Raw genomic sequence first — 24,448 nt, forward strand, 5'->3', positions numbered from 1 at the left:
AGGGACAAGGATGGACCGCTATCGCATCGGAGCCCTGCTGCTGGGAGCAGCGCTGCTGTTTGCCGCCGCAACCGACTACATTCCGGCCTTCATCGATTCGGAAGGCCGCGTATTCGGCCTGTTCCATCTCGACATCTACAAGGATGCGCTCCATGTCGTGTCAGGATTGTGGGCGCTCGCCAGCGCTTTGAGTCGTCGCAGCGCCATCTTCTTCCTGCGCGTGTTCGGCACGCTGTATTTTCTCGATGGCGTGATGGGCGTGTTCACGGGGTCCGGCTATCTCGACCTCTCCATCTTCATCGACGGCATCCGCAACGTCTCCCCGACGATAAAATTCCTCTCCAGCGTGCCGCATCTCGGCCTCGGGGCCTTCGGCATCGCCGTCGGCTTCTCGCCCTGGCGCACAAGCAGCGTGACGGTATGAGCTTTTGGCGCAAGGCGCTCTATGCAGCCGTGGCGCTCGCCGTGCTTGGGGCGATTGGAATTGGGGCGACCATCGTTAGCGTAGAAACATTCTGCGTCGCCGATGGACCCACGCCAAAGATCACGTCGGATTTTGGAATCACCGACGAAGGCTATGCCCGCCAGCAGGGCGACAGCTTCCTCACCTTCCCCGAATGGTACATCGTCCACGCCTATAATGATCTCGCGGGCGTAACGGAGCGGGCTTCGGAATCAGATTTCGATTATCTCGCCAGCGTCCGCGGCTTCTGGAGCAGCCTGTGCGGCGCGACGCGGCAGGCCTCGACCTCGGGACCCGCGACCGCCGATCAGAAGGCGACCAATTACATCATCGGCTTCAGCTTCACCCTCGAAATGGCGCTGCAGGGCGCCTATGACCGGAGCATCGGCGCTTTGAGCGAATGGACCACCGGGGGACGCAAGACTGCGGAGGATGCGTTCAATGCGGCGCTCTGGAAGGAATATGGTGCGTTCCTCTACCAGACGCCGTGGTATCAATTCCCCTTCGGCGCCAGGCTCAAGCAGTTCTGGCGCGAGACACCGTTCGTTCCCTCGGTCCGCGCGGTGGAACGGCGCGGCTCGCTCAGCCTGCAATATGGCGGACGCGCCGGCTATGCCGCGCTGATGCGCTTCATTGCCGGCTACGATCCGGCGGATCTCACCATCAAGAGCGTGGTCGGCGGTCTGTCACCGGCCGAATTGCAGGGTATCGGCGGCGTCAAGGTGATCCGCGAGGTCGTGGGCGCCAATGGAGAACGCGGCGTGCTGGTCGAGACCGCGCGCTATGCCGCCTTCGATGCCTTTGTCCGGGAACTGACACAACATTCAGGCGCCGCGCTGCTCGAGATCGCGGGCAGTCATCGCATCCTGATCACGGTGATTGTTCCCGGAGAGGACGGCAATGTGACCACTGAATTGACGGCGTCCGGCGGCGTTCCCATCTTCAACCTGAAGATACAGGCCTCGCCAGGCCGACGCCGCGTCGGCGTCGACACCCCGGTGCGCACTTTGGTAAAAGATGTCCATCGGATCGAGGCGGCGGGATACAAATTCGAGCATGCCTATGACTATTGAGAGAACCAGATCGGCGAGGGTCATATCTATTAAAATCATGCCGGTCGGCCGGCTTCCGCTTAGCGGGCTGCTTGCGGTCGTCGCGATCTGGTTTCTCGGCATGGGCGCTGCGGCGACGCTGGTGCAGCCCGACGCAGTGATAGGTTTTGGACCGCCTGCAAAGATGATCCCGGCCGTCGTCTGGTCTAACGGCTATCTGCTCAATGCCGGCCGCTTCACCGTCGCCGCCCGGACCGGGCCCGGTACGGTAAAGAGCCTCTATGCCGCCGGCGCATGGTTCGTCTGGCCGATCATCGCGCGAGGCTGCGGTCGAGGCTAACCGAACCGGCATCGCGCGTTGCCGCAATCCGCCTTGCGGAAGAAATTTTCATTGTTGCCCGGCGTGGCCGAACGATGTCCAAACAAGACCACAGAGCAAGGCGACGTTTCGAAGAAAATCGATCGCGCTCTGGCGCGCGCGCCGTCATTGGTGGTAAAGTTACGTGCCGCTTCGGCCGTTGCCGAGGCCGGCTTTGCCGAAGTCCGGCCGTCCATCAGCGCGACATCGACGCCGATTGAACAGGAGAGCCGCGATGCCCTCTTTGACCGAATGGAGAGTGCCGCCCGCGTATCAGCCGCACGCCGGCGACTACACCTTCGATCTCGATCACGTGCTGTCATCGATCGTCGGCCTGCACTCCCTGATTCCACCTGATGCGTCGAGCGCGGAAACGCTGGGCACCGAGCGCGCCGGCAATGGCGTCGTGATCGATGACGGGCTGGTGCTGACCATAGGCTATCTGATCACCGAGGCCGAAGCGGTCTGGCTGCACCGGGGCGACGGGCGGGTGGTGGAAGGGCATGCGCTCGGCTTCGACGCCGTTACCGGATTCGGCCTGGTGCAGGCGCTGGGGTCGCTCGATCTCGATCCATTGCCGCTCGGCACCTCGGCCACAACCCGGGTCGGCGATCGCGTCGTGGTCGGCGGCGCCGGAGGCCGCACGCGTTCACTGGCGAGCCAGATCATCGCCAAGCAGGAGTTCGCCGGCTACTGGGAATATCTGCTCGACGAAGCCGTCTTTACCTATCCGGCGCATCCGAACTGGGGCGGCACTGGCCTGATCTCGGCGGCCGGCGAGTTGATCGGCATCGGCTCGCTGCAGCTCGAGCGCGAGCGCGAGGGCAAGGCCGAGCACGTCAACATGATCGTGCCGATCGACCTGCTCAAGCCGGTGCTGGACGATCTTCGCAAGTTCGGCCGCGTCACTCGGCCGGCGCGGCCCTGGCTCGGCCTTTATTCGACCGAGATCGACAACAAGGTCGTCGTCATCGGCATCTCGAATAACGGTCCGGCGGCCCGCGCGGAGCTGAAGGCCGGCGACGTCATCCTCGCCGTGGACGGCGAGCGAGTCACGAGCCAGAGTGCATTCTATCGCAAGCTCTGGTCGCTCGGAAATGCCGGCGTCGACGTGCCGCTCACCGTGCACCATGAAGGCGTCACCTTCGACGTGGTGCTCGCCTCGATCGACCGCACGAGGCTGCTCAAGGCGCCGCGGCTTCACTGAATTCAACAGCAGGACGGGACAATGAGCGAGGCCGTGGTCGACGACATCGTGGCCGTGCTGCCGCCTTTGCTGGACTCGCTGCAAGCGCTCATCTTTGTCGCGCGTCATCTCAATCCGGCCGATTTCGACGGCGTGATGACGGCTATCGGCTCGCCGGAGGATACGCTATCTGCCGCGCGCTCGCGATTGAGCGAATGGCCGCCGCAATTTGCCGACGTGCGCGCGGCAATTGAAACCGCCGGCGATGCGGCACTTTCGGCTTTCACGGGTCTGCGCGCCGTGCAACACGGCGGCGGCGATATCACCGCGGTATTTCGCGCAGTGCGCTATCTGCCGCGCGCCGAGGAGGCGCTCTATCCACTGGCGGCCAAATTCCCGCCGGTGAGCACGTTCTTCCTCGATCCCGCCTTGCGCGATGATGCCGCACTTGCCTCTCGCCTCGCGGACTCCGCGGCCGCGAACAGCGGCATCTTCCACGACCGCAATGAGCACGGCAGCCGCGGCGGCTTTTCGGTCTATGTGCCGGAATATTATGTGCAGGATCGCGCGTGGCCTTTGGTGATGGCACTACACGGTGGCAGCGGCAACGGTCGCGGCTTTCTCTGGAGCTGGCTTCGCGATGCGCGCAGCCTTGGCGCGATTCTGGTTGCGCCGACTGCAATGGCCCAGACCTGGGCTCTGATGGGCGACGATGCAGACACGCCAAATCTGTCGCGCATCCTGGAGACGGTGCGTAGCCGCTGGAACATCGATTCCACAAGGCTCCTGCTCACCGGCATGAGCGATGGCGGCACCTTCTGCTACGTCACGGGGCTCGAGCGCGCCTCACCCTTCACCCATCTCGCCCCCGTCTCCGCCACCTTCCATCCCCTGATGGCAGCGATGGCCGACGCGGAGCGCATGCGCGGCTTGCCGATCCACATCACGCACGGCAAGCTCGACTGGATGTTTCCGGTGGAAGTTGCCCGCCACACCAGCGACACGCTTACAGCCGCCGGCGCCAATGTCACCTATCGCGAAATCGACGACCTCAGCCACTGCTACCCGCGCGAGATCAATGCCGAGATTTTGCGCTGGGTGAACGGATAGGTGATCCTATACATGGAACAGGCCGCGGAACCATCAGGCGCCGACCACGTTATTGGCCGTCACCGGAGGATTGTCCATGCAGACCGTTTTCGGAATGATTTTGGGCGCCGTGCTGTTGGCATGCGGCGTCTATGTCTATGACTCCATGCAGACCTCGAGCGTGGCCAATGGCGGGGTGGCGGAGGCCAACCGGACTATCGTGAACTGGGACGTGGTTGCCACCGACTGGCACGCACTGAAGACGCGCGCGCATGAGGACTGGACGCGGATCTCCTCGCGATAGCGAGGGCGCGAATACGCTGCCCTGGGCGGCCGACCTAATTCGCTGACTCAATTTGCTGACTTGGCCTTGCGCGCATCGGCGATGACTTGTCCGAATTCGTCCATGGTCAGCGCGCCGGGCACGCGGAATTTCCCAACAATGAATGACGGCGTACCCTTGAAGGCGAGCCCCTCGGCCTGCTCGTTGTTGCGGGCGAGAATCGCATTGATCGCCTTGTCATTGGCGCCGAGATCGCGCTTGGCGCGATCGACATCAACGCCGGCCGCCGCCAACGCCTCATCGATCTTGGCTTCCGTCAGCCTGGAGTTGAGCGCCAGCATGGCGTCGTGGGCCTCGGCATATTTGCCCTGATACTTGGCAGCGAGCGCCATGCGCGCGGCGAGAACGGAGACCGGCCCCAGGATCGGCCAGTCCTTCCACACCAGGCGCACCTTGCCGTCGTCATGCGCCACCTGGCGCAACTCCGGTTCGAGCTTGCGGCAATAGGGGCACTGGTAGTCGAACCATTCGACAATCGTGACATCGCCATCCGCGTTGCCGCTGACAGGCACCTCGGGATCGCGCAACACTGCTGCCTCGCTCGGCTCGCCGCGGCGCTGCGCATAGGCCGGAGCCGCCAGCGCGCCCAGCGTCGCGGCACCGGCGCCCAAAAGGCCCAGCACGCTGCGCCGGTTCAGCGCCGCCGCGGAATCATCATCACACTTATCCATTGTCTCGCCCCGTTCGGCCTGACCCTCGAGATTCGACGCGTCAGGACGGCCACAAGTTTCTTGCCAACATATAGAACGCCACGGCGATAATGACAGCGGCAAAAACCGTGTTGAGCGCCTGCCGACCACATAGACCATCTGCGGCACCGCGAGGATGGACCCGCCGCCGCCGACCAGCCCTAACGAAAATCCGACCAACGCTCCGCATACAAGTCCGAGCGCGCTTTGCAACGCGGAGAGGATCAAGAGGAAAGACTCGTGTGCACGCGACGACCCTAGCCCAGCGGCCGCATGATCGCCAGCCAGCAGCGGTGCATCATCGGGTGGATTTGCGGGCGGGCAGCGGCGTCTTCACGCCCTGTGCGTGATCGCCATCAGCGTTCCGGTCATGGTCGCGATCACGGTCTCGTCGTGCGCTGCCACCGCGCGGGCCTCGCATACCGTCAACGTCCGCCCGGGCTTTATCACCTGCGCCCGGAACAGGAACCGCTCGCCCCTGGCCGGCGCGATGAGGTTGGTCTTGAACTCCACCGTCAGGATATCGCAGTCCGCAGGCATCAGCGAGAACGCCGCAACGCCGCAGGCGTTGTCGAGGCCGGCGGTGATGATGCCGGCATGGACAAAGCCATTCTGCTGGGTAAAGGCCGTGGCGTGGGGCATTGCGAGTTCAACCTCGCCCGGATCGAGCCGGACAAGCGAAATGCCGAGCGTCCGCATGGCGGGCTGCGCATCGAACAGCGCGGCCGCGCGGCGGCGAAAATCGGGGTCCTTCGGCTCGAAGCGTGCCACAGCGCGCCTCACGCGGTCGCCGGCTCGGCGGCGAGCTCGCGCGACGCCGCGTGGCGGATCGCCTCCGCGAACGGGATCGCCTTGCGGGCCTGGCGGTCCATATGCACGCCCGTGATCTCGCAAACGGCCGCGACCTCGCCGGTCTCGGCATTGCGCATCTCATGGACGAAGCGGATGGATTTTTCGCGCAGCTCCAGGAGCGTGCTGCGGATCTCGACGATGTCGCCGGCGAGCAGCTCGCGCTTGTAAGAGATGTTCTGCTGCACCGCGGCCATGCCGCGATTGGCCTCACGCAAATAGGTTGGCGTCAGTCCGATGCGCGCGAACAGATTCCAGTTGGCCTCGTCGAATTTGCCGACATACCACATGATGTTCATGTGGCCGACATGGTCGCATTGCCACGGATAAACCGTGCCGCGATAGGTCGCCTCCCTCATGACGTGCCGCCCTCCTGTTCGGTTTCCTGTTCCGATTTCCTGCTCATTCGTTTTGATACGGTAGCGTATCAGAGCGGTGGCGCGCTAGCAATACGGCACCGTATCAAGAGGCAGTGAGACGATGGACATGACGGGCGGCGGGGGCGATGTCTGGATCGAAGCCGGCTTTGCCGAGCTCGCACGCAGCGGCATCGCAGGCGTGCGGGTCGAGGTGCTGGCCAAGGCTCTCGGCGTCACCAAAGGCGGCTTCTACCGGCGCTTTCGGGATCGCGCGGCGCTGCTGGGCGCGATGCTGGAGGTCTGGCGTGAGGGGCGGATCGCCGCAATCGAGCAGCAGGCGAGCCTTTCCGGCGCCACCGCGCGCGAGCGCCTTGCATCACTGATCCGGCTCTATTCGGAGCGAATGAACACCGAGGGAATGGCGATCGAGCTTGCAATCCGCCAATGGGCCCGCGCCGATGACACCGCGGCGGCAGCGGTCGCAAGCGTCGATACTGCGCGGCTCAAGAACGTCGCCCAACTCTATCGGGCGAACGGACTTACGGCGGAGGCTGCCGAAGCCAAGGCCTTCCTGTTCTATTGCTTCGTGTTCGGCCAGAGCCTGCTGTTTCTCGATCGCGGCCAGCGCCGGCGCGCGCAACTCATCGCGAAGTCGGCCGAAAAACTGCTTGACGAGGGTTAGGCTGCGGCCGGATGCCGGAACATCTGACCGCGCGCTTCATCGGGAATCAGGCAGCGCCTTTCAGGCGCTTATTGCACTCGGAGTAATATCCGCCGCCCTTCTCGATCCACTTCAGGCCACCATTGCCATTAGTCGTCTTGTTGGCGTTGTACTGGTCGACGCAAGTATGCATGCGGCCCTTGCCCGCGCTTTCCTTGGCGTATTTCGGGTCGATCGCGTTCGGGAAGACCGCGGGACCAGAGGGCAGCGCGGGAGCCGCTGAGGGCGCCGCCTTGGCTTCCTTGGGCGCTGCGGGAGCCGGTGCCGCGGCGGGCGCAGCTGCATTCGTCGCATCCGCGCCGCACTGAGCCTTGCGGAAGTCATTCCACTTCTCGCCATTCAGTGTGCCGGCCTCCTTGGCGGCCTTATATTTCGCGCTGCATTCCTGCATGGTCAGCGCCTGCGCTGGCGCGCTGGCCGCCAGCGCCGCCAAGCTCGCACCCGCAATCGCGCACATCAATCTCGCTTGAAATGTCATCTCTAGTCTCCCTGCAACTGGCTGAAAGGGGTCGACATCCTATCGTTAGCCAATGCAGATGACAAAGGAGCGAACAATCAGAGCTTGCAAAATATAGTGGCGCTGGCCCCTCGCTCATTCATCTACGGTTCATCATGACAGCGCGAGCTTGCGGCTGTTTCTCCCTTTCCACAGGTGCCAACCCATGAAGCTCTCTTCGCTGTTTGCCGCCGCCGCCGTCTCGTCCCTGCTGCTCGCAGGCCCGGTGCTCGCCCAGAGCACCACGGCGCCCGCCGCCAAGTCCGACACCGCGGCTCCGGCCGCCGCCGCCGACAAGAAGGCGACCAAGGCGCACAGCCCGGAATCGATCGAATGCTCGAAGCAAGCCGACGCCAAGGGCTTGCATGGCAAGGAGCGCAAGAAATTCCGCTCAGAGTGCATCAAGAGTGCCAAGGCCGGCGGGGCTGGCGCGACCAAGTGATCTCGACCAAGTGATCTCGACCAAGTGATCTCCTGGATGAGACGGGGTGACATCGTCAGCCCGCCTCGTCTCGCGTATCGCGCGTGATACCGCTTCCCGGGGCTCACCCGGGGAGCCTTGTCGCATTGCTGCACTGCGTTGGCGCAATTGTCGGTCGCAGCCGGATTTGCCATAAGGCAGCGTGAGGCAATTCGCTGCATCCCTCAATCTTGTCGTGCCTGACCGTGCCAAACTCCTGAGTGCGGTGGAGACGCTTGCGATCGGGGCGGCGGGCGGCTTGCTGTTTCTGTGGGCAAACCTGCCGGGCGGTCTGATCTCCGGCGCGATGATCGCGGTTGCCGCAGCCGCGCTTGCCGGTCGCCCCCTGAGCCTACCGCCGCATGTCACCCAGACGCTTTTGGTGCTGCTCGGCATTTCCTTAGGCTCCGTGGTGTCGCGGCAGCTGATCCAGCATGTCGGCGCCTATCCGGTGACCATTGCGCTGCTGGCACTCGCGACCTTCTGCTCGACCTTCGGCTCCAGCCTCTATCTGCAGCGCGTCCATAACTGGGACCGCACCTCGGCCTTCCTGGCCGGCAGCCCCGGCGCGCTGTCACAGATCACCATTCTGGCGGTCGAGCGCGGCGCCGATCTGCCGGCGATCGCGGTGGTGCAGACCATGCGCGTCATCATCCTCACCGCTGCGCTGCCAATGCTGCTGGCGCTGACCGGTACGGCGACTGCCTCATCGGCCGCATTGCTCGCCACCCCAGCCTCACCGCTGGAATTATTGGCGCTGGGCGCCGCTTCGCTGGCGCTGGCGCTGATCTTCCGTCTCTTGAGATTTCCGGCAAGCTGGATGTTCGGCGCCATGATCGCCTCGGGCGTGCTGCATGGCACCGATCTCGTCCAGGGCGGCCTGCCGATCTGGGTGCGCTCCGTGGCTCTGGTCGGTATCGGCGCGGTGATCGGCAGCCGCTTTGCGCGGATGAAGATGAAGACGCTGCTCGGCCACATCAATGCGGCCCTCGGGTCGTTCGCGGTCGCGATCCTGGTCTCGGCCGTTTTCGTCGGGCTGATCGTGCTGACCACGCATGTCCGCCCGGGCGACCTGATGGTCGCTTTTGCGCCGGGCGCAATGGACGCCATGCTGGCGCTGGCGCTCACCTTGCACATCGACCCGATCTTCGTCGGCGCGCATCATTTGTCGCGTTTCGTATTTGTCACCATCGCCACCCCCGGCATCGTCCACCTGTTCGGACGGCCGCAGGAAGATGTGGACGACTAACCCTTGGCCGACCTCACCACGCCCCAACCGGCGATGGCGGCCATCAGGGCCGAGATCAGCGCGTTGTAGCCGGCGAGCGAGATACCCAGAAAGCGCCACTGCACCTCGTCGCAGCGAATCACCTTCACCTTGTCGAGCTGGTCCAGCAGGCTGCCCGCCTTGCCAAAATCGACCAGCGGTCCCGTGCAATCGGTCGGCCCCTGCCAGAACTTCCATTCGACGCCGGCGTGGTAGACGCCGAACACCGAATTGCCGGCCGCGATCAGCGCGATGACAATGAGCCCAGCGATCAGAAGCGGCCGCGGCGCGCCCGTGGCCGCCCCCAGTGCGACCAGCGCCGACAGCGGGATGATCGTGTAATACGCGTAGCGCTGCTCCAGACACATCGGGCAGGGCAGGATGTCCAGCACCAGTTGGAAGAACCAGGCCCCGGCAATGGTCGCACTCGCGACCACCAACACCAGAAGGGCCGCGGTCAGCGTGGCATTTGCCTCAGATCGTGCCTGCGACGGCATGGCCGTGGATGTCACCTTCGCCTCCCCCTCAGGAATGACCGTTCCGGGTCGTACCCCCCGCACCGATCGCTGTCGAGCCGATGTGTAATCACATCAGTGCGGGTTGACCGGGTTGACCCGGCCGGACCGCTGGCTATAGTCCGCCCGCTTCGCGGGGGAACCGGCGCTCTTGCCCAATGTCCCCGCCGAAGGCCCCTGTGGCGGAACTGGTAGACGCGCTCGACTCAAAATCGAGTTCCGCAAGGAGTGCTGGTTCGATTCCGGCCAGGGGCACCACGCTTCGCCCTCGCGGGGCGCGGCCGCGCACAGCCGCGATGAGGGAACGTGTCTGGCGAAGCCTCTTGGCGAAACCGGGCGACATCGAGCGGCGAAGCGACACCATCTCCCAATTCCTGAAGCCGCTGTCACACCGGTGGCGCGCGCAAATGCCACTCGGTGGCCTGCTGATAGGCGTGGCCGATGCGTAGCGCCATGGCCTCTTCATAGCCGCGGCACACGATCTGGAGCGACAGCGGCAACCCCGCCGCCGTGGCACCATTGGGCAGCGCCAATGCGCACATTTCCAGCAGATTGCCGGGGCGGGTGAAGCGCGACGGCAGCTTGTCCTGGTCCACCTCCGTCAGCCTCAGAGCCGCGGTCTCCGTCGTCGGCGTGAGCAGCGCATCGATGCCATCGAGCGCCCAATACATCTTCCGCTTGAGATCGGCGAGCACTTTGCGGGCGGCGAGATAATCCTGCGCCGACACGCGCGCTCCACCGAGCAGACGCCGGCGCACCGCGTCGTCGAGCTGTGTCGTCGCATCCTCCGCCAGATGGCCGGCGTTGAAATAGGCCTCCGCCTGCACCAGCGCCAGCACGTTGAGGCAGTCCACGAAGCGGAACGGAAGCGCGATGTCGACGATCTCGGCGCCGAGCCGACTCAATATGTCGAGCGAGCGGTCGTAGGCTTCCAGCACATCGGCGGCAACACCCTCGCGCTCGGCCGCCGGCATGCGGCCCAGGCGAAGACCGCGCACGCCGCGCTTGAGCGTCGGCATCGGATCATCAGGCAGGATGCCGCGGGTGTTCGGATCCTTGGGATCAGGTCCCTGCAGCAGGTTGTACAGCAAGGCCGCATCCTCTACCGAGCGGGCCATCGGCCCCGGCGTGTCGAGCGTCTGGCTGAGTGGGAGAATGCCATGGGTGCTGATACGCCCGATCGTCACCTTGAGCCCGGTCAACCCGCAGAAGGACGATGGCAGCCGAACCGAGCCGCCGGTGTCGGTGCCGATCGCCCAGGGCGCCATGCGCGCGGCCACCGCAACGCCCGATCCGCTGCTCGAACCACCCGGGGTTCGTGCCGTCTCCGTGTCCCATGGATTCCATGGTGTGCCCATGTGCTGGTTGGTGCCCCAGCCGCCATAGGCGAATTCGACTGTGTGGGTCTTGCCGAGCACGATTATGCCCGCGGCAATCATGCGGCGGGCGATGGTCGCGGTCTCGACCGAGCGACGCTGGCGCCAATTGGCGGAGCCGCCGGTGGTGATCTGCCCCTCGAGTTCAATCAGATCCTTGAGCGCGACGGGAACGCCATGCAGCGGCCCGACCGCATGCCCGGACCTGATCGCCTTGTGCGCGGCCTCCGCGGCGAGGCGCGCGCTTGCGCCGTAAACCTCGACATAGGCATGCAGCTTCGGCTCAAGCCTCTCGATGCGTGCAAGCAGCGTATCGACGACATCGACGGGCGACAATCTTTTGGCGGCGATGTCCTGCGCGAGATCAGAGGCCGAAAGCAGGGAGGGATCGGTGCCGGCACGGCTGACGTCGTTCATTTCACTTCCATTTATTCACTGCAGGCGGACGAGGCGCCATTCCACGCGGTACGCGTGCTGCGCGACGAAGCCCTGACCTTCGGACTCATCGCGGCAGTTCAGATCGTGGACAGGATGGAGTCAAGGCGCGCTGTCGAGGAGCCGCTCATGCATCTTTCGGATAGCCCGAGCGATCACGTCGCCGGGCTGCCCTTGTTGAGAAGCTGCGCCACCGCCGTGACGAGCTGCGCCGGAGCAAACGGCTTTTGCAGAAGGATGCTGTTCGGCACACCCTGCGACGACCATTCGTCGGCCGCGGCTCCAGTCATGTAGACGACCGGCATTGTCGGATCGATCTCTCTTGCCTGCCGGGCGATTCCCCAGCCACTGGTGCCGCCCTTGAGATTGATGTCGGTCACGAGCGCCGAATACTTCACGACGCCGCTTCTCAGCAGCGTCATGGCCTCATCGCCCGATGCGGTCGTCAGAAGGTCGAAGCCCCCCTCCTCCAACGCATCATGAACGATGTCCTGCAGCGGCTCGTCATCTTCGACGAGCAAAACGATCGGCACATCTGGCACAGCGCTTCCGCCCCTACTCGACACAACGGAACAGTCAGGGTTCCCAAGCAGGCCTAACGCGCGAGCAAAGGAAATGTTCAAAAGTGAACAGACAGGCCATTTGACGGGAAGGCAGCCGGAACCCTCTTCATTTGGCGCAGTTGGCGGCCGGCCCACGTATTTTCCCTTGCCCGCCCCGGACCCGGCGTCCCCTCGGTGATGCGCGGGCGGGGCCGCGTTTCCGGATGCGCCTTTTCCCGGGCGAACCTGTCCCGATCCGTGCGCTGCATCCGTCAGCGCGGTTCACCGATGAACGCCTGTTGCAACGCCGACAGGCGGTCGATCGCGGCTTGGGCAAGCGGCCCTTTTTCGACCGCGGCGAGCGCGCCGTCGAACTGCTGCGGCGTCGCCATGCCAACCAGGATGGTGCTCACCGCCGGGTTCGACAGGGTGAAGCGGATGGCAGCCTCGGTCAGGCTGTCGGCAAACCCCTCTTCAACCAGCGGCATGAGACGGCGCGCGCGATCGATATCTCCGTCATAGCTTGCTGCCGAACCGATCGGCTCGGGCGCCGGGCCTGCAATCGGATGACGCTCGGCCGATCCGGAAAGCGCTCCGCCCGCCAGCACACGGATGTCGACGACGCCGACGCCGGCCGCGCTGGTGTGATCGAACAAGCGCCCATAATCCTGGGCCGGATAGTTCGCGGGCAAGTCCTGGGCGGCGGATGGATTGAGCATGTTGTAGACGACCTGCGCACTTTCGAAGGCGCCGGAATCGATCACGCGATGCAGCGGCCCCGTCTCGCCGATGGCCGTGAGGCCCAGGAAGCGAACCTTGCCCTGCTGGCGCAGCCGCTCAAACACTGGCACCACGTCGTGGAGCACCTGTCGGACATCGAGCGCCTGCTCGTCGCCCTTTTCGGTGATCGGATTGTGCAGATGGAAGATGTCGACCTGGTCGAGCCGCAGTCGCGCCAAGCTGCCTTCGAGTGAGGTGGTGACGGCTTCGGCAATACGACCGACATCACCGGGCTGCAACCGGACCTTGGTGCCAACGACGACGTTCGCCGGCTTCAGCTTTTGCAGGATGCGTCCAAGGTTCCTTTCGGATTCGCCATTGCCGTACTGTACCGCGGTGTCGAAGTAGTTCAGGCCCGCAGCGATCGCCCGGGCAACCGTGCGTTCCTGATCGGCAGCATCCCCTCGCACCATCAAACCACCGACGGCACCGCAGCCGAAGCCCAGCGCCGAGAGCTGCAGTCCAGTGCGTCCAAAAGCCCGCAATTGCATCGCTGTCTCCCTGACCGCACGCTGAAGGACGGCGTACGGGTTCCGCAGGTTGAGAGAACGGACTATCGAAAATCGCTTCGAGCGCTTGCCGCTTGTAAAGCAAAGCGACGCGAGCGGCAACGATCAGGGATCACTGGCACGATTCAGGACAACGGCCGTGCTCAACCCATCATCGCTTCCAGCTTCGCGGTCTCGCCGGCCGTGATCGTCGGACTCGCATGGGCGAACATGTTGCGGCGAGCTTCATAGAATTCCATCACGCGCCGGGCGGTCCGCTGCTCCAGCTGTTCGAAATTGGCGCGCGCCCGCTCCAGATCAGCTTTCGACATCTTGCGTTCGGCGACCGTCATCAACAGCAGCGCCTTCGCCGTCGCCCAGGAGCAGCCGGCGGCCTTGGCGATGATTTGCGCCGCGCCGGGATTCTCGTTGAGCACCGCGCGCTCGGCGACCTCGATTCGACAGCCGGCGAGGGCCGCGAGCGCCGTCACCGTCTTCTCGAAATTCTGCGATCGCGCGCCGGCATGCACATCGACCTCGCGCAGATCCTTCCATTCGCTGAGCCGCTTGACCCGGAATTTGGCCTTGGCATGCACGGCCGAGTGCCTGCGCACCTCGCCATTGATGTCGTCGACGACATCGGTGACGGTCTCCTGCACGACCTCGGCCAGCTTCGGATTGGCGGCGACGATCCGGCTGCACACCGAGGCCGAGGCAGTCTCCAGCAGCCTCACGAAATGATGGCGCGGAATGTCGCTCCGCGTGCCGACATGCAGCGCGAGATCGACATCGGCGCCGGCGCGCAGCACGAGCTCGGAAAAGCCGTCGTCGGAGATTTGCGCGCCTGCATTCTTCGCAACCGCGCGCACGACCTGCTGTTCGCCGCGCTCGATCAGGATGTCGGTGATCGCGGCACTGACCGTTTCGCGCTGCGCAATCGCCAGCAGGTGTCCCTGGCCCTGGGTGGCGGCGCTTGCGATCAGGTCCGGCTCGGTCAGGACAGGAGATTGGCTGAGCACCGGCGCGGCGACGGCCACCTCGTCGTTTGCCGCGATGGCGCGAACCAGCACGGCTGGTGCGGCGGGGTCGGCGGCGAAGCGGCGGGCGAGCTTGATGCGGGTCTGCAATTCGATCGCCTCGACCAGAACCTTGAACACCTCGTCGAACAACTCGACCTGGCGCATGGAATAGCGCGCCGAGCCCGCCAGAAACAGATCGGTGATTCGTGTGAGCGCCCGGAGCTGTCGCCTGGTCGATCCGGACATGGAGGCATCCTGCACGTCGTGGATCAGGGAATTGAGCATTGTCATTTGTTTGGTCTCTTCAACAGTTTCGCGCCCAAGGCGAAGCAGCGGGGACGCGGCAATCTCAGCTACCAGCCCCGGGTGAAGATTATGAACACGCGCTGGCTCGGAGATGAGTCAAATTGCGCGGATTTTGGCGAGACATCTTTGACAATGGGCTTCTCTCTGTCGTCGTCCTCGCGAACAACGCGGCTCTGGTCGAGCGGAAAGCCGTCTCCTCGCCGCTGGATCACGCCTTCCGCTTCGAGCTTAGAGATGTAGGCCCGACTGCAATCGAGGTGCACCGCCAGTGCCGACGCGCTGACGGTGGCGGCTTTCTGGATCGCGCCCGAGAGGCGACGGGCGGACAATCATTACTGACGGTCTCAGTCATCGTGTGTTCGCTCCTGTTGCAACTTACCGCTGGCCCAATCCGGCCGCGAATGACGCGAAGCGGTCATTGCGACATAGCGCCGCTGTTGACGTTTTATCCTGCAAGGCGCGATCCTCCGCTTATTGAAGGAAGGGGTACTGGCATGATGTCACGAAATGTCGCTTACGGGCTTTTAATCTCTTCATTTGCTTTCGGCACCACTTTGTCGCAGGCCGCAGATGCTCCAAAGGACAACAAGGGATACACAACCAGCAAGACTGCGGTGGTCGAACTTGGGCCTGAATTCGCCGGCATGGACGGCCGCCAGTTGAGGCTACGTGTGCTCACAATTGAGCCCGGCGGTCATATTGGCCTGCATAATCACAAGGAGCGGCCTGCGGTTGTCTATTTTTTGCAGGGAACGGACACAGTCATTCGAGACGACGGCACCTCCCAGACCTTTAAAGCCGGTGACGTGACGGGAGAGCCCGGCGCGACAATTCATTGGCACCGCAATGACGGCAACGACGCCGTTGTCTTCGTCACCGCCGACATCTTCAAGCCAACAAACTAAGGCACTGGTCAGAAACCGACGTAGGCTCGGCTGACGGCTGCTTTTTGGTCGTAGCGGCCCCGCTGTTGGCCCGTCATTTCGCGGCGATGCAGAACTCGGTCGCTATCGGGGCATAGCGGGCATTGAGTACGACGTACCGTCTCTGCAACTGCAACCACCGATTTTCCTGCTGCAAATATCTTCATACAGGTCGGTCGCGCGTACCCCGCTTTTCGCGCGCGCCCCAGAGGACCCGGCGCCGGCGCTTCAACCTCGATGCGAACCGAGCGCACACCATCACCATCGTGCAAAGAGAGCCTTCGGGCTCACGTCTGCTTAACCCTCAACAGCGGCGCGAGAGCGCACAATCCGGGGACCGCCGCTTTGGGCCAGTTGCGACTCACGCATCGCACAATCGCTAGTGCACCTGCAAATTGATTGGCTTGTGCAATACGCTCCGGCCGATCTACAGTACGAGAATAATTTCGTTCCGACCTGGCATCCACTACGGGGGCACCTTGTTATGTCGGCAACAATTCATTCACTTAACGCTGATCGGAACAATCAGGTTGACAAGTCGAAGCGCGACGGCGGTCCGAACAGACGAGAGACATTAAAGATCGCGGCAGGAGCACTTCTGCCGACACTTGTGCCGAACCTCGCCGCAGGACAATCGGCCCGCACGAAAATCGTGTTGTTGGGCACGACTGGGGGGCCGCCCTTGACGGTTATGCGAGCTGCGCCTTCAAACGCCGTCTTAGTCGGGGGGGCCCTTTATGTCATTGATTGCGGTAATGGCGTTGCCCGACAAATCGTGCAAGCGGGTCTTAGGCTCAGCGCGTTGAAAAGCATCTTCATTACGCATCAGCATTCGGACCACAATTTGGACTACGGAAATCTGTTCTATCTTGCTTGGTACGCGGGTCTGCACGGCCAAGTGAATTCCTACGGGCCGCCGCCACTGGCAGAAATGACAAAAAAATTCTTTGAACTTAACGCCTTTGATATCGACATTCGGATTCGTGATGAAGGCCGGCATGATCCGAGGCAACTGCTCGTTCCGCATGAGATCATGTCTGCCGGAATCGTGATGCAGGATGACAATGTAAAAGTCACGTGCGCCTTGGCCGACCACCCGCCGCTTCCGGTGGCGCTGTCATATCGCTTTGATACTGCCGATCGCTCCGTTGTTTTTTCAGGAGATACCCGAAAGACTGACGCTCTGATTAATCTCGCCAAAGGCGCGGACGTATTCGTGTGCGAGGCGCAGTATCTTCCGGGAATAGAGGAAGTGCTCCAAAGAGCCGTAAAGGCGGGATACGACAAAGACATCGCGGATAGCCTTCTCAGAAGCATCTCAGGCAATGCGCTTACCGTCGAACAGGCGGGCGAAGTGGCTCAAGCCGCAGGAGTCAAAACGCTGGTTCTTACTCATTTCGTGCCGGGAAATGGAGCTGTCCCCGAGCAGGTGTTTGTGGAAGAAGCTCGCAAAGCTTTCTCCGGCGAGATTATTGCTGGACGGGATTTGCTTGAAATCTAGCGTTGGCTCTTGACGCTCAATGTCCGAGTTGGTCACCGCATTCCGCTCCACGTTCGTGACGATCGCGATACGCCCCTTGTGTCGGCGCGGAACGTGAATGGGATAGCATGATTTCCGATAAAGCGAAAGAAGGATATTTTTCGCGCGAGCACTGGACAAGCAGGATCAGTTGGAATCGAAGGCGAGCTGATTTGCCCGACGAGACCGGGCAATAAGGTATTTGTGCGGTCGTACAAACGCGCGTTTCACGATGTGAGAAGGGCGGCTACCGAGCGGGCACGCGGGTCATCAAGCCCCCATTCGGCTTTATCTTCATCGGCTCGGCTGCGTGCGCAACAAGAACCAATCGTCAGGCCAGATCAGTCGTCCGGCCCGAACGGCCGGAGGCGCGGGACATCGAAGCGGGGCGCCTCGTCGACGTAATGGGGCGGCGCGCCATCACCGCCGTCGCCACGCTCGGCGTCGCGATATCGACCGCTTCTGTCATCGCGATATCGGCGATCGGAATAGGTGTAGGAATAGCGTGAGGGGCCGTCCACGCTGTCGCGATCGTCCCGCGCCTGCTGGTCGGAGTTCTGGTCCTCGTCGTGGCGGCGGCGGTCGGTCCAGCGCTGGGCGCGTTCGGCGTGGCGCTTGTCGGCCGCGTGCTTGAGGTTGGAGTCGCGCGCCTTGGCGTAAGCGTCTTCCGGCGCGGAGGGTTGCTTTGCGGGCGGAGCCTGTTGCGCCTCTTGCGTCGGCTGCCGGGCTGCCGCGCCACCCGAAAGCCTTGTCTTCAGGTCACCCGGCACGGCTGTCGCGGCTGACACCGCAGGCGACGACGTGGCAGCGTTGTCCGCCTGCTGATCGGCTTGCTGCGCGCTTCCGTCGATCGACGGATCGGTGAAGGCCAGCGTCGCCGCGGCGTAGGGGAGCGCGCTCGCGGCAGGCATCGGCGGCGGCGACGACTTCGATCGCTCGACCGGCGCCGCTTCAGCCGCGTGCTTCGGCGGAGACGTGCTCATCATGTTGCCGATCAGGAGCCCGCCGCCGAGGCCTCCGCTGATCGCAAGGCCCACCGTTCCTACGCCAACAAGAAAAGCTGTCGAAGCGCGCATGATCCGCCTCCTCTTCCTCGCGGGCAACGTTCGAGCTTTCACGATGTTCCGGACAGCGCGGGCGGAACCGCTGCCAGCGCAGCACCGGTGCTATCTCGGACGTCCTGCTGGAGAGCTGGGATGCACCTCGCGACCACCAACCGGTCGCGATGGACCGCTGACAAGCACGAGTTATGAGGCGATCGATCGCATCAGAAGCGCTCGACGTGCCCAGCTCCCATGAATATGGGGGTAGCAAAGTATGACACCGCGGGTAAGCTTGCGCCAGAAAAACAGCGGGAGCAGGAAACGCGATGACGTCGTCGGCCGAAGACATTCCTGCGCACGACATCTCGATCCTCCTGGTCGAGGACGATCCGCCGACCAATTGGCGGCTCAAGGACGCGCTGGAGCAGGCGGGCTTCGATGTGGCCGCGGCAATGACGCTCGCCGAGGCTCGGGCGAGCTTGGACAGGCGCAAGCCGCGCGTGTTGCTCACCGACCTGCAATTGCCTGACGGCCATGGCATCGAGCTGATCCGCGAGTCGCGGGCCAGACTGCCCGACACCGAGATCATGGTGATCTCGATCCTCGGCGACGAGGAGAGCGTGATCTCCGCCATTACCGTTGGCGCAACTGGCTATATCCTGAAAGACGCATTTCCGACCGACATCGCCGCGACCGTACGCGAGCTGGTCGCCGGGCACTCGCCGATCTCCGCCTCGATCGCCCGCTTCATCGTACGCAGGACGCAGAGCGCCGCCGAACCGCCACCGGGGCCGCCGCTCAACACCACCAAACTGACACCGCGCGAAATCGACATCCTCTGGGGCATCGCCAAAGGCTTCAGCTATGCCGAGATCGCGAGCCATCTCGGCATGTCTAAACAGACCGTTCCCGGCCACATCAAGAGCATCTATCGCAAGCTCGAGGTGCACACCCGCGGCGAGGCAGTGTTCGAGGCGGTGCAGCAGGGCCTGATCAAGCTGTGACCGAAAAGGCGAAACCGGCGAGCGGCGGCCAGGGCCCGCGATCGCGCAAATTCGCCTCCCGCCTTGTGCAATACGTGCTGCTGCAGGCTGTTATCGCCGCCCTCGTGATCCTGGCGTTGCGCCACCCGCTGCCCGAGCCGCCGGCACGCTATCTCGTGGCGACGTTCGCGCTGTCCGATCGCGGCGCTGCGCGTGAGGTGACGCTGCCCGCTTTCGTGCCTTCGCGGTCGGGAATGAACGATCCGGCCGTGTTCACCGCCAACTTTACTTGGACACGTGGCGAGACGGAGCAGGCATGGTCGGTCTATCTGCCGCGTTTCACCAATGGCGTCGAGGTGATCGTCAACAGCACCGTGATCATGGACAGCCGACGCGATCCTTCCGCGAACCGGCCCGATCGCGATACGCCGGAGATCGCGGTCATCCCGGCCTCGCTGTTGCGCGAGGGCACGAACGAGCTGGTGGTCAGGCTCTATGCCTGGGAGCCGATCTCGGGCTTTCTCGACCGGCTTTTTGTCGGTCCCGACGATGTGCTCCGTCCCTATTTCGAGCAGCGGACGCTCTGGTTCGTGACCCTGCCCACGGTGTTCTCGGCATGGCAGGGAATCCTCGCCCTGATCCTAATCGTGTTGTGGGCGGTGCGGCGTCACGAGGTCGCCTACGGCATGCTCGCCGGTGCAATGGCGCTGGGCGCGGCGCAGACATTCCTGGTGACGGTCGTGGACCAGCCCAGGCATCCTGAGCTGAATGCGACGCTGATCGCGTCAGCCCCGCTAGAGAGCGGCTTCATCCTTGGCTTCGCGATCCTGTTCTTTGCTCGCAGATGGCCGCGCTACGCCACGCTGATCTTCGTACCCGGCGTGCTGGTCGTGCTGGTCGGACTGTTCGGAACGCCGCTCGCGCTGCGCACGACTTTCATGTTGCTCGGCATCCCGGCGATCGGCGTCAACCTGCTGCTGCTCGCGCTGGTCGTCGGCTGGTCCGAGCTGCGCAGGCAGGACGTGCCGAGCCTGATGCTCGGCTGTGCCGTCACTATTCTGATAATCTGTCTGGCGCATGACCTGCTGATGGTCGCGCAGATCCTGCCTGACCGGCGCATCTTCTTCAGCCGGCTGTCCTACTCGGTCCTGCTGGTGGCGATCGGCGCGGGGCTGACCTGGCGCTTTGCCAATGCGCTCAATCGGGTCGACGGCTTTGCCGCGCACCTGGTGATTCAGCTGCGCGAGGCCGAGGAGAAATTGCGCGCAAGCTTTGCCCGCGAGCAGGAACAGGCGCGCGCAATGGCGCTGGCGCGCGAGCGCACGCGGCTGATGCGCGATCTGCATGACGGGCTCGGTGGCCAGCTCGTCAGCATCGTCGCGCTCTCCGAGCGTGGCGAGAGCGCCAGCGGAATCGGCGACGCCGCACGCGCGGCGCTGAAGGACCTGCGCCTCGTGATCGATTCCATGGACGATATCGGCGGTGACCTGATGCTGGCGCTGGGCACATGGCGTGACCGCGTCGCGGCGCAACTGCGCCCGCACCAGATCGCACTGGATTGGCAGATCGCGCCGCCGGGCCTGCCCGTGCATCCGGAGCTTCGCCCGTCTCACGTGATCCAGATCGTGCGGCTGCTGGATGAAGCTGTGACCAATGCGGTCAAGCATGCCGGCGCAAAGACGGTCACCGTGCATATTGCGACGCTGCGTGATGCATCCGGGCCTTATGGCTGCATCACCGTCGAGGACGATGGACAAGGATTTGCGACCGCATCGGACGGCGGGAGCGGCCGGACAGCGGGACGCGGCCTGCGCAACATGCAGACCCGTGCCGCGCGCTGTGGAGCGACTTGCGAGGTGGTCTCCGGTGGGGCCGGGACGCGGGTGAGGCTGACATTGCCTCACCGCTTCCCAGAGAGTGACGCCGCCAGCGGATGAAGGTGGTGTCAGCGCCACACGCGGGTGTAGCCGACATGGCGCACACCATAGGGGGTGACGCGGGTGTAGCCGACATGGTGGATCGCAGCCGGACCACCATAGTAGCCGTAGCCGACACGCGTCACGCTCGCAGCGGCAACCCGAGCAGCCGGCGCGACCACGACGGGCGCAGGCGTCGCGCGAACGATGCAGCCCTGCGGCACACCGGCCGTCGCGCAATACACAGTCGCCGCATTGGCAGGCGTGGTAGCCACCGAGGCTGCGGCAACCGACATCAGGACAGCAGCAACGGCAGCGCTCAAGGTTTTGGACTTGGACATGTATCTCTCCTTTGATCTGTTCTCGGCTTCTCGCGATCGACCGTGCGGCCTTCGCAACCGACGCGGCGATACATGCTCCCGGGCGCTGCGCTCCAACATCCCATGAAGATGGGGGTATCGCCCGCCGGCGCGTGTTCGGCGGGTCTTCGCGGCCTGATGCGAGATTTTTGTCGCGCTCTATCTTATTGACTTACAACAATAATTATTGAAGTCCGGGCATCCGAAAAACGCTGATGGGATGGCCCTCCCATGATCATGGCATAGAAAGCGCGGCCCATTTCGACGAGGTTCTGGCCGCTTTCAACACCAACCCCTGATCTGAAAAGGTGATGTCATGACCAAGTCGATCAACCGCTCCTCCAGCCTCCTTGCGCTCGCGCTGGTGATCGCAGGTGCTTCGCAGGCGATGGCGGCTTCTGCTCCGTCGATGCAGGAGAAGATGGCCTGCCGCGCAGATGCCGAAAGCCTCTGCTCACAATTCATCGGCCACCCGCCGCAGATGCGTGCCTGCCTCGCCGAGAACAAGGCAAAGCTCTCCGTGCCTTGTCGAGAGGTCGTCGAAGCCCACGGTGGCTGAGGACCGGGGCTGAGAACGACGGCCGAAGCCGCCAACCCGCGGAGAGCAAGCAGCGCGGGTTGGCGCGCGGGGTCTGGTTTAATGCTGGATCTTCTCGTACCCCGGATAAGCGGTATCCGGGTTTTGCGTTTTGTCCCGCATTCGCGTCGCTGATGCGGGCTATATTCCTATGATTGGCGAAAGCCTCAGATCGCCGACGCAACCTTCTCCAGCCCGATGACGCGGGCGAGCTTGCGCACTTCTTCCTTCTGGTCGTCGCGCAGCTGGAACAGGAGCGGCATCGCGGCCGATTTCAACTGCTGCACTTCTGCCGAATCCGGATCGATTGAGCCGGCATTGGCGTTCGGGTTGGACAGCCGCGCCGCCTGGATCTTGCGCGCGATGCCGCGCAGGGCCTGCTCGATGCCGGGCCAGTAATATTCCTGGTCAGAGGTCAGGTGCAGCCGCTCCTTGATGCCGGCGATCTGAACGTCGGAGAGGAAGGCGTAGGATTTTTGCGGCTGCGGATGGCTCGCGACCTTCGGCTTCGGCGGTGACGGAAGCGCGGCGGCGGGCTCAGGCGTTACCGCCTTGGCGGCCTCGACATCGACGTCGGTGGTGGAGGCATAGGCCTGGCGCAGCGCCTCGCCCGCGACGGAGGCGGCTTGCTGCGCGGGTTCGGCCGGCGTCTCCGGCAGCGCAGCAACCGCCAGCCTGTCCTGCTTGGCCTCACGGTTGGAGACGACGGAAGATTTGAGATCGGGTAACGATGCGGCCACGCCGGCCGCCGGGATGCTTTCACGGGTCAGAATGCTGGCGATGGCCGACCCCGCGACAAGGAGGCAGGCCAGCATCAGGATTGTGATGGACTTCGTCACGCAACTCTCCGTCCCGGGATCGGTAATCGGCGTGAAATGCCGAAAAACTGAGCGTTAAATAAGGCTTAAACAGGCCATGGTTGCGACAGGGGCGGTTCGATGCCGCGACAAACACCTGAAAAATTTGGCAAATCAGGCCGCAGCCTGGAGCTCATAGGCCTCCTGGATGTCGGCGACGATATCGGAGGCCTCGAACAGCGCGCGCGGCTCGACCGAGCGCAGGCTCACCGTCCAGTTGGCACCGCGCGCGGTGCGCGGTGTCGAGACAACATCGAACTGCACAGTGCGGCACAAGGGATGACGCTGCAGGGCAAAGTAAACGCGGTTCCGGAGTTCGTCGAGCGTGGCCGGCGTCTTGTCGAAAAATGTTTCGAGTCCCATTCCCGAAAATCCCCTTCCCGGATGAGGGGGATTGTCGGACTGCGCTGGTTAATGGCGCGTTAAGGTTAAGGTCGCGTGCGTTCACGATTTCCGCAAGCCATGCCGGCTTGCGTCGCCTGCACGATATTCGGCCACCGTCCGCGCCACGAGTTCATCGACCGGCAGCACCGCCGTCACACCCGAGGTCGAATGGCCCGCACTCCAGATGTCGCGCCAGCGCTTGGGCCGCGCCTCGCGCGCTGCGACGTCGATGTCCTGGCCGATGTCGATGGCGCCGCGCGCGGGCAGATCCTCGGGGTCGAGGCCCGCGGCCAGGATCGAGGGTTTCAGCATGTTGGTCTGCAGGCCTGTGAAGGCCGTGGTGAGCAGGATGTCGTCGGCCGAAGATTCCACCAGCATCGCCTTGTAACGCTCGTCCGCCATGCTCTCGCGCGTGGCGATGAATTTGGAGCCCATATAGGCGAGATCGCAGGACAGGGCCTCGGCCGCGCGCAGCGCATGGCCATCGCTGATACCGCCTGCAAGCACGATCGGTCCGTCGAAGAAGCCGCGCACGGCGCGGACGAAGGCAAAGGGATTGAGCCAGCCGGTCTGGCCGCCCGCACCGGCGGTGAGCAGTACCAGCCCGTCGGCGCCGGCCTCGATCGCGCGCTCGGCATGGCGAATGGTCGCGACATCCGCAAGCACCAGGCAGCCGGCGTCATGCAGCGACTGCACCACTGGAGCTGGCGAGCCGACCGAGGTGATGACGACCTCGCTTTGGTGCCGCAGCAGCGCGTGCAGGTCGTCGGCGAGCCTCGTGTTGGAGCGATGCACGATGAGATTCGGGCAGACCGGCGCCGCCGCCCTGCCCTGCGCGTCTTCATGGCGACGCAAGCGGGTTTCGATCTCGGCAAGCCAGTCATCGAGTTGTTCCGTCGTGCGGCAATTCACCGTCGGAAATGAACCGATCACGCCGTTACGGCAGGCCGCCGTCACGAGATCCACGCCCGAGACCAGGAACATGGGTGCTGCGATCAACGGCAGCGTGAGGCGATCGCGAAAGCGGGCAAGCGGATCAGTGATTGGCAAGGGCGTTTCCCGGTGTCTGTCGTGATGCTAGCGTTGCCGGCAAG

At 63.8% G+C, this 24,448-nt stretch carries 29 protein-coding genes and 1 tRNA gene; 15 read left to right on the forward strand and 15 right to left on the reverse strand.

Annotation, left to right across the window (positions count from 1 at the left end; translation table 11 throughout):
• Window positions 1-10 precede the first annotated feature (10 nt).
• The 6 genes from A3AI_RS0111355 to A3AI_RS0111385 all read left to right on the forward strand — a co-directional run bounded on the left by A3AI_RS0111355 (window position 11) and on the right by A3AI_RS0111385 (window position 4,452).
• Window positions 11-424 carry a DUF4383 domain-containing protein gene (locus A3AI_RS0111355; protein WP_024515686.1) on the forward strand — a complete coding sequence of 138 codons (414 nt, stop codon included), beginning with the start codon at window positions 11-13 and terminating at the stop codon, window positions 422-424.
• Entirely contained in the window at window positions 421-1,536 is a 1,116-nt protein-coding gene (locus A3AI_RS0111360; RefSeq protein WP_024515687.1) for a hypothetical protein, read from the forward strand. Before A3AI_RS0111355 ends, A3AI_RS0111360 begins: the two co-directional genes overlap by 4 nt.
• A complete protein-coding gene (locus tag A3AI_RS0111365; protein ID WP_245286870.1) occupies window positions 1,526-1,855 on the forward strand; it encodes a hypothetical protein in 330 nt (109 codons plus the stop codon). The genes A3AI_RS0111360 and A3AI_RS0111365 overlap by 11 nt, the downstream gene beginning before the upstream one ends.
• A gap of 253 nt (window positions 1,856-2,108) precedes the next feature.
• On the forward strand, window positions 2,109-3,080 hold the full coding sequence (locus tag A3AI_RS0111375) for a S1C family serine protease (protein ID WP_024515690.1): 972 nt from the start codon (window positions 2,109-2,111) through the stop codon (window positions 3,078-3,080).
• A gap of 21 nt (window positions 3,081-3,101) precedes the next feature.
• Window positions 3,102-4,169 (forward strand): alpha/beta hydrolase, encoded by a 1,068-nt coding sequence (locus A3AI_RS0111380; protein WP_024515691.1) that lies wholly within the window; start codon window positions 3,102-3,104, stop codon window positions 4,167-4,169.
• A 76-nt stretch (window positions 4,170-4,245) separates the two neighbouring features.
• Window positions 4,246-4,452, forward strand: coding sequence for a hypothetical protein (locus A3AI_RS0111385; protein ID WP_024515692.1), 207 nt, complete (start codon window positions 4,246-4,248; stop codon window positions 4,450-4,452).
• A gap of 47 nt (window positions 4,453-4,499) precedes the next feature.
• Here the strand turns inward: A3AI_RS0111385 and A3AI_RS0111390 are convergent, their stop codons facing one another.
• From A3AI_RS0111390 to A3AI_RS0111400, 3 genes are all read right to left on the reverse strand, one after another.
• On the reverse strand, window positions 4,500-5,162 hold the full coding sequence (locus A3AI_RS0111390; protein WP_024515693.1) for a DsbA family protein: 663 nt from the start codon (window positions 5,160-5,162) through the stop codon (window positions 4,500-4,502).
• A gap of 351 nt (window positions 5,163-5,513) precedes the next feature.
• Window positions 5,514-5,951: a PaaI family thioesterase gene (locus A3AI_RS0111395; RefSeq protein WP_024515694.1), complete on the reverse strand. Its 438-nt coding sequence runs from the start codon at window positions 5,949-5,951 to the stop codon at window positions 5,514-5,516.
• Between the two features lie 8 nt (window positions 5,952-5,959).
• Window positions 5,960-6,388 carry an acyl-CoA thioesterase gene (locus A3AI_RS0111400; RefSeq protein ID WP_024515695.1) on the reverse strand — a complete coding sequence of 143 codons (429 nt, stop codon included), beginning with the start codon at window positions 6,386-6,388 and terminating at the stop codon, window positions 5,960-5,962.
• A 127-nt stretch (window positions 6,389-6,515) separates the two neighbouring features.
• On the opposite strand from A3AI_RS0111400, the gene A3AI_RS0111405 reads away from it, so the two are divergent.
• Complete coding sequence (locus A3AI_RS0111405) at window positions 6,516-7,070, forward strand: TetR/AcrR family transcriptional regulator (RefSeq protein WP_024515696.1); 555 nt, start codon at window positions 6,516-6,518, stop codon at window positions 7,068-7,070.
• A gap of 46 nt (window positions 7,071-7,116) precedes the next feature.
• On the opposite strand, the gene A3AI_RS0111410 is transcribed toward A3AI_RS0111405, so the two are convergent.
• Entirely contained in the window at window positions 7,117-7,587 is a 471-nt protein-coding gene (locus tag A3AI_RS0111410) for a hypothetical protein (RefSeq protein WP_024515697.1), read from the reverse strand.
• Between the two features lie 184 nt (window positions 7,588-7,771).
• On the opposite strand from A3AI_RS0111410, the gene A3AI_RS0111415 reads away from it, so the two are divergent.
• Window positions 7,772-8,047, forward strand: a complete 276-nt coding sequence (locus A3AI_RS0111415) for a PsiF family protein (protein ID WP_024515698.1) — start codon at window positions 7,772-7,774, stop codon at window positions 8,045-8,047.
• 181 nt (window positions 8,048-8,228) lie between these two features.
• A complete protein-coding gene (locus A3AI_RS0111420) occupies window positions 8,229-9,314 on the forward strand; it encodes an AbrB family transcriptional regulator (RefSeq protein WP_024515699.1) in 1,086 nt (361 codons plus the stop codon).
• Here A3AI_RS0111420 and A3AI_RS0111425 read toward each other — a convergent pair.
• On the reverse strand, window positions 9,311-9,829 hold the full coding sequence (locus tag A3AI_RS0111425) for a disulfide bond formation protein B (RefSeq protein ID WP_024515700.1): 519 nt from the start codon (window positions 9,827-9,829) through the stop codon (window positions 9,311-9,313). The two genes, A3AI_RS0111420 and A3AI_RS0111425, sit on opposite strands and share 4 nt — an antisense overlap.
• 191 nt (window positions 9,830-10,020) lie before the next feature.
• Here A3AI_RS0111425 and A3AI_RS0111430 point away from each other — a divergent pair.
• Window positions 10,021-10,105 (forward strand) — tRNA-Leu (locus A3AI_RS0111430).
• A 128-nt stretch (window positions 10,106-10,233) separates the two neighbouring features.
• Here A3AI_RS0111430 and A3AI_RS0111435 read toward each other — a convergent pair.
• The 5 genes from A3AI_RS0111435 to A3AI_RS0111455 form a co-directional block, all read right to left on the reverse strand.
• Window positions 10,234-11,640 (reverse strand): amidase, encoded by a 1,407-nt coding sequence (locus tag A3AI_RS0111435; RefSeq protein ID WP_024515701.1) that lies wholly within the window; start codon window positions 11,638-11,640, stop codon window positions 10,234-10,236.
• A 173-nt stretch (window positions 11,641-11,813) separates the two neighbouring features.
• Window positions 11,814-12,191, reverse strand: a complete 378-nt coding sequence (locus A3AI_RS0111440) for a response regulator (protein WP_502685742.1) — start codon at window positions 12,189-12,191, stop codon at window positions 11,814-11,816.
• A 281-nt stretch (window positions 12,192-12,472) separates the two neighbouring features.
• Window positions 12,473-13,591: an aldo/keto reductase gene (locus A3AI_RS0111445; protein ID WP_156927733.1), complete on the reverse strand. Its 1,119-nt coding sequence runs from the start codon at window positions 13,589-13,591 to the stop codon at window positions 12,473-12,475.
• Window positions 13,592-13,632: 41 nt separating this feature from the next.
• On the reverse strand, window positions 13,633-14,778 hold the full coding sequence (locus A3AI_RS0111450) for a DUF2336 domain-containing protein (protein WP_024515704.1): 1,146 nt from the start codon (window positions 14,776-14,778) through the stop codon (window positions 13,633-13,635).
• Window positions 14,779-14,840: 62 nt separating this feature from the next.
• The gene (locus A3AI_RS0111455; protein ID WP_024515705.1) at window positions 14,841-15,122 is read right to left on the reverse strand and encodes a hypothetical protein; all 282 of its coding nucleotides are present in this window, start codon (window positions 15,120-15,122) and stop codon (window positions 14,841-14,843) included.
• Window positions 15,123-15,287: 165 nt separating this feature from the next.
• On the opposite strand from A3AI_RS0111455, the gene A3AI_RS0111460 reads away from it, so the two are divergent.
• Window positions 15,288-15,698: a cupin domain-containing protein gene (locus tag A3AI_RS0111460; protein ID WP_198030102.1), complete on the forward strand. Its 411-nt coding sequence runs from the start codon at window positions 15,288-15,290 to the stop codon at window positions 15,696-15,698.
• A gap of 502 nt (window positions 15,699-16,200) precedes the next feature.
• Entirely contained in the window at window positions 16,201-17,217 is a 1,017-nt protein-coding gene (locus A3AI_RS0111465; RefSeq protein WP_084800891.1) for an MBL fold metallo-hydrolase, read from the forward strand.
• A 359-nt stretch (window positions 17,218-17,576) separates the two neighbouring features.
• On the opposite strand, the gene A3AI_RS42570 is transcribed toward A3AI_RS0111465, so the two are convergent.
• Complete coding sequence (locus A3AI_RS42570; protein ID WP_024515708.1) at window positions 17,577-18,311, reverse strand: hypothetical protein; 735 nt, start codon at window positions 18,309-18,311, stop codon at window positions 17,577-17,579.
• A 293-nt stretch (window positions 18,312-18,604) separates the two neighbouring features.
• On the opposite strand from A3AI_RS42570, the gene A3AI_RS0111475 reads away from it, so the two are divergent.
• Together A3AI_RS0111475 and A3AI_RS0111480 are read left to right on the forward strand one after the other, a co-directional pair.
• Window positions 18,605-19,282: a response regulator gene (locus tag A3AI_RS0111475; protein ID WP_024515709.1), complete on the forward strand. Its 678-nt coding sequence runs from the start codon at window positions 18,605-18,607 to the stop codon at window positions 19,280-19,282.
• Window positions 19,279-21,198, forward strand: coding sequence for a sensor histidine kinase (locus A3AI_RS0111480; protein ID WP_024515710.1), 1,920 nt, complete (start codon window positions 19,279-19,281; stop codon window positions 21,196-21,198). The genes A3AI_RS0111475 and A3AI_RS0111480 overlap by 4 nt, the downstream gene beginning before the upstream one ends.
• A gap of 8 nt (window positions 21,199-21,206) precedes the next feature.
• Here the strand turns inward: A3AI_RS0111480 and A3AI_RS45210 are convergent, their stop codons facing one another.
• Complete coding sequence (locus A3AI_RS45210; RefSeq protein ID WP_024515711.1) at window positions 21,207-21,518, reverse strand: hypothetical protein; 312 nt, start codon at window positions 21,516-21,518, stop codon at window positions 21,207-21,209.
• A gap of 334 nt (window positions 21,519-21,852) precedes the next feature.
• Between A3AI_RS45210 and A3AI_RS0111490 the strand changes: the two genes are divergently transcribed.
• The gene (locus A3AI_RS0111490) at window positions 21,853-22,095 is read left to right on the forward strand and encodes a hypothetical protein (RefSeq protein WP_024515712.1); all 243 of its coding nucleotides are present in this window, start codon (window positions 21,853-21,855) and stop codon (window positions 22,093-22,095) included.
• A 185-nt stretch (window positions 22,096-22,280) separates the two neighbouring features.
• On the opposite strand, the gene A3AI_RS0111495 is transcribed toward A3AI_RS0111490, so the two are convergent.
• From A3AI_RS0111495 to A3AI_RS0111505, 3 genes are all read right to left on the reverse strand, one after another.
• Window positions 22,281-22,952 (reverse strand): hypothetical protein, encoded by a 672-nt coding sequence (locus tag A3AI_RS0111495; RefSeq protein WP_024515713.1) that lies wholly within the window; start codon window positions 22,950-22,952, stop codon window positions 22,281-22,283.
• 132 nt (window positions 22,953-23,084) lie between these two features.
• On the reverse strand, window positions 23,085-23,333 hold the full coding sequence (locus tag A3AI_RS0111500) for a hypothetical protein (RefSeq protein WP_024515714.1): 249 nt from the start codon (window positions 23,331-23,333) through the stop codon (window positions 23,085-23,087).
• 81 nt (window positions 23,334-23,414) lie between these two features.
• The gene (locus A3AI_RS0111505; RefSeq protein WP_024515715.1) at window positions 23,415-24,404 is read right to left on the reverse strand and encodes an NAD(P)H-dependent flavin oxidoreductase; all 990 of its coding nucleotides are present in this window, start codon (window positions 24,402-24,404) and stop codon (window positions 23,415-23,417) included.
• Between the last annotated feature and the right edge of the window lie 44 nt (window positions 24,405-24,448).

This window comes from Bradyrhizobium sp. Tv2a-2 (assembly GCF_000472425.1).
Classification (GTDB): Bacteria; Pseudomonadota; Alphaproteobacteria; order Rhizobiales; family Xanthobacteraceae; genus Bradyrhizobium.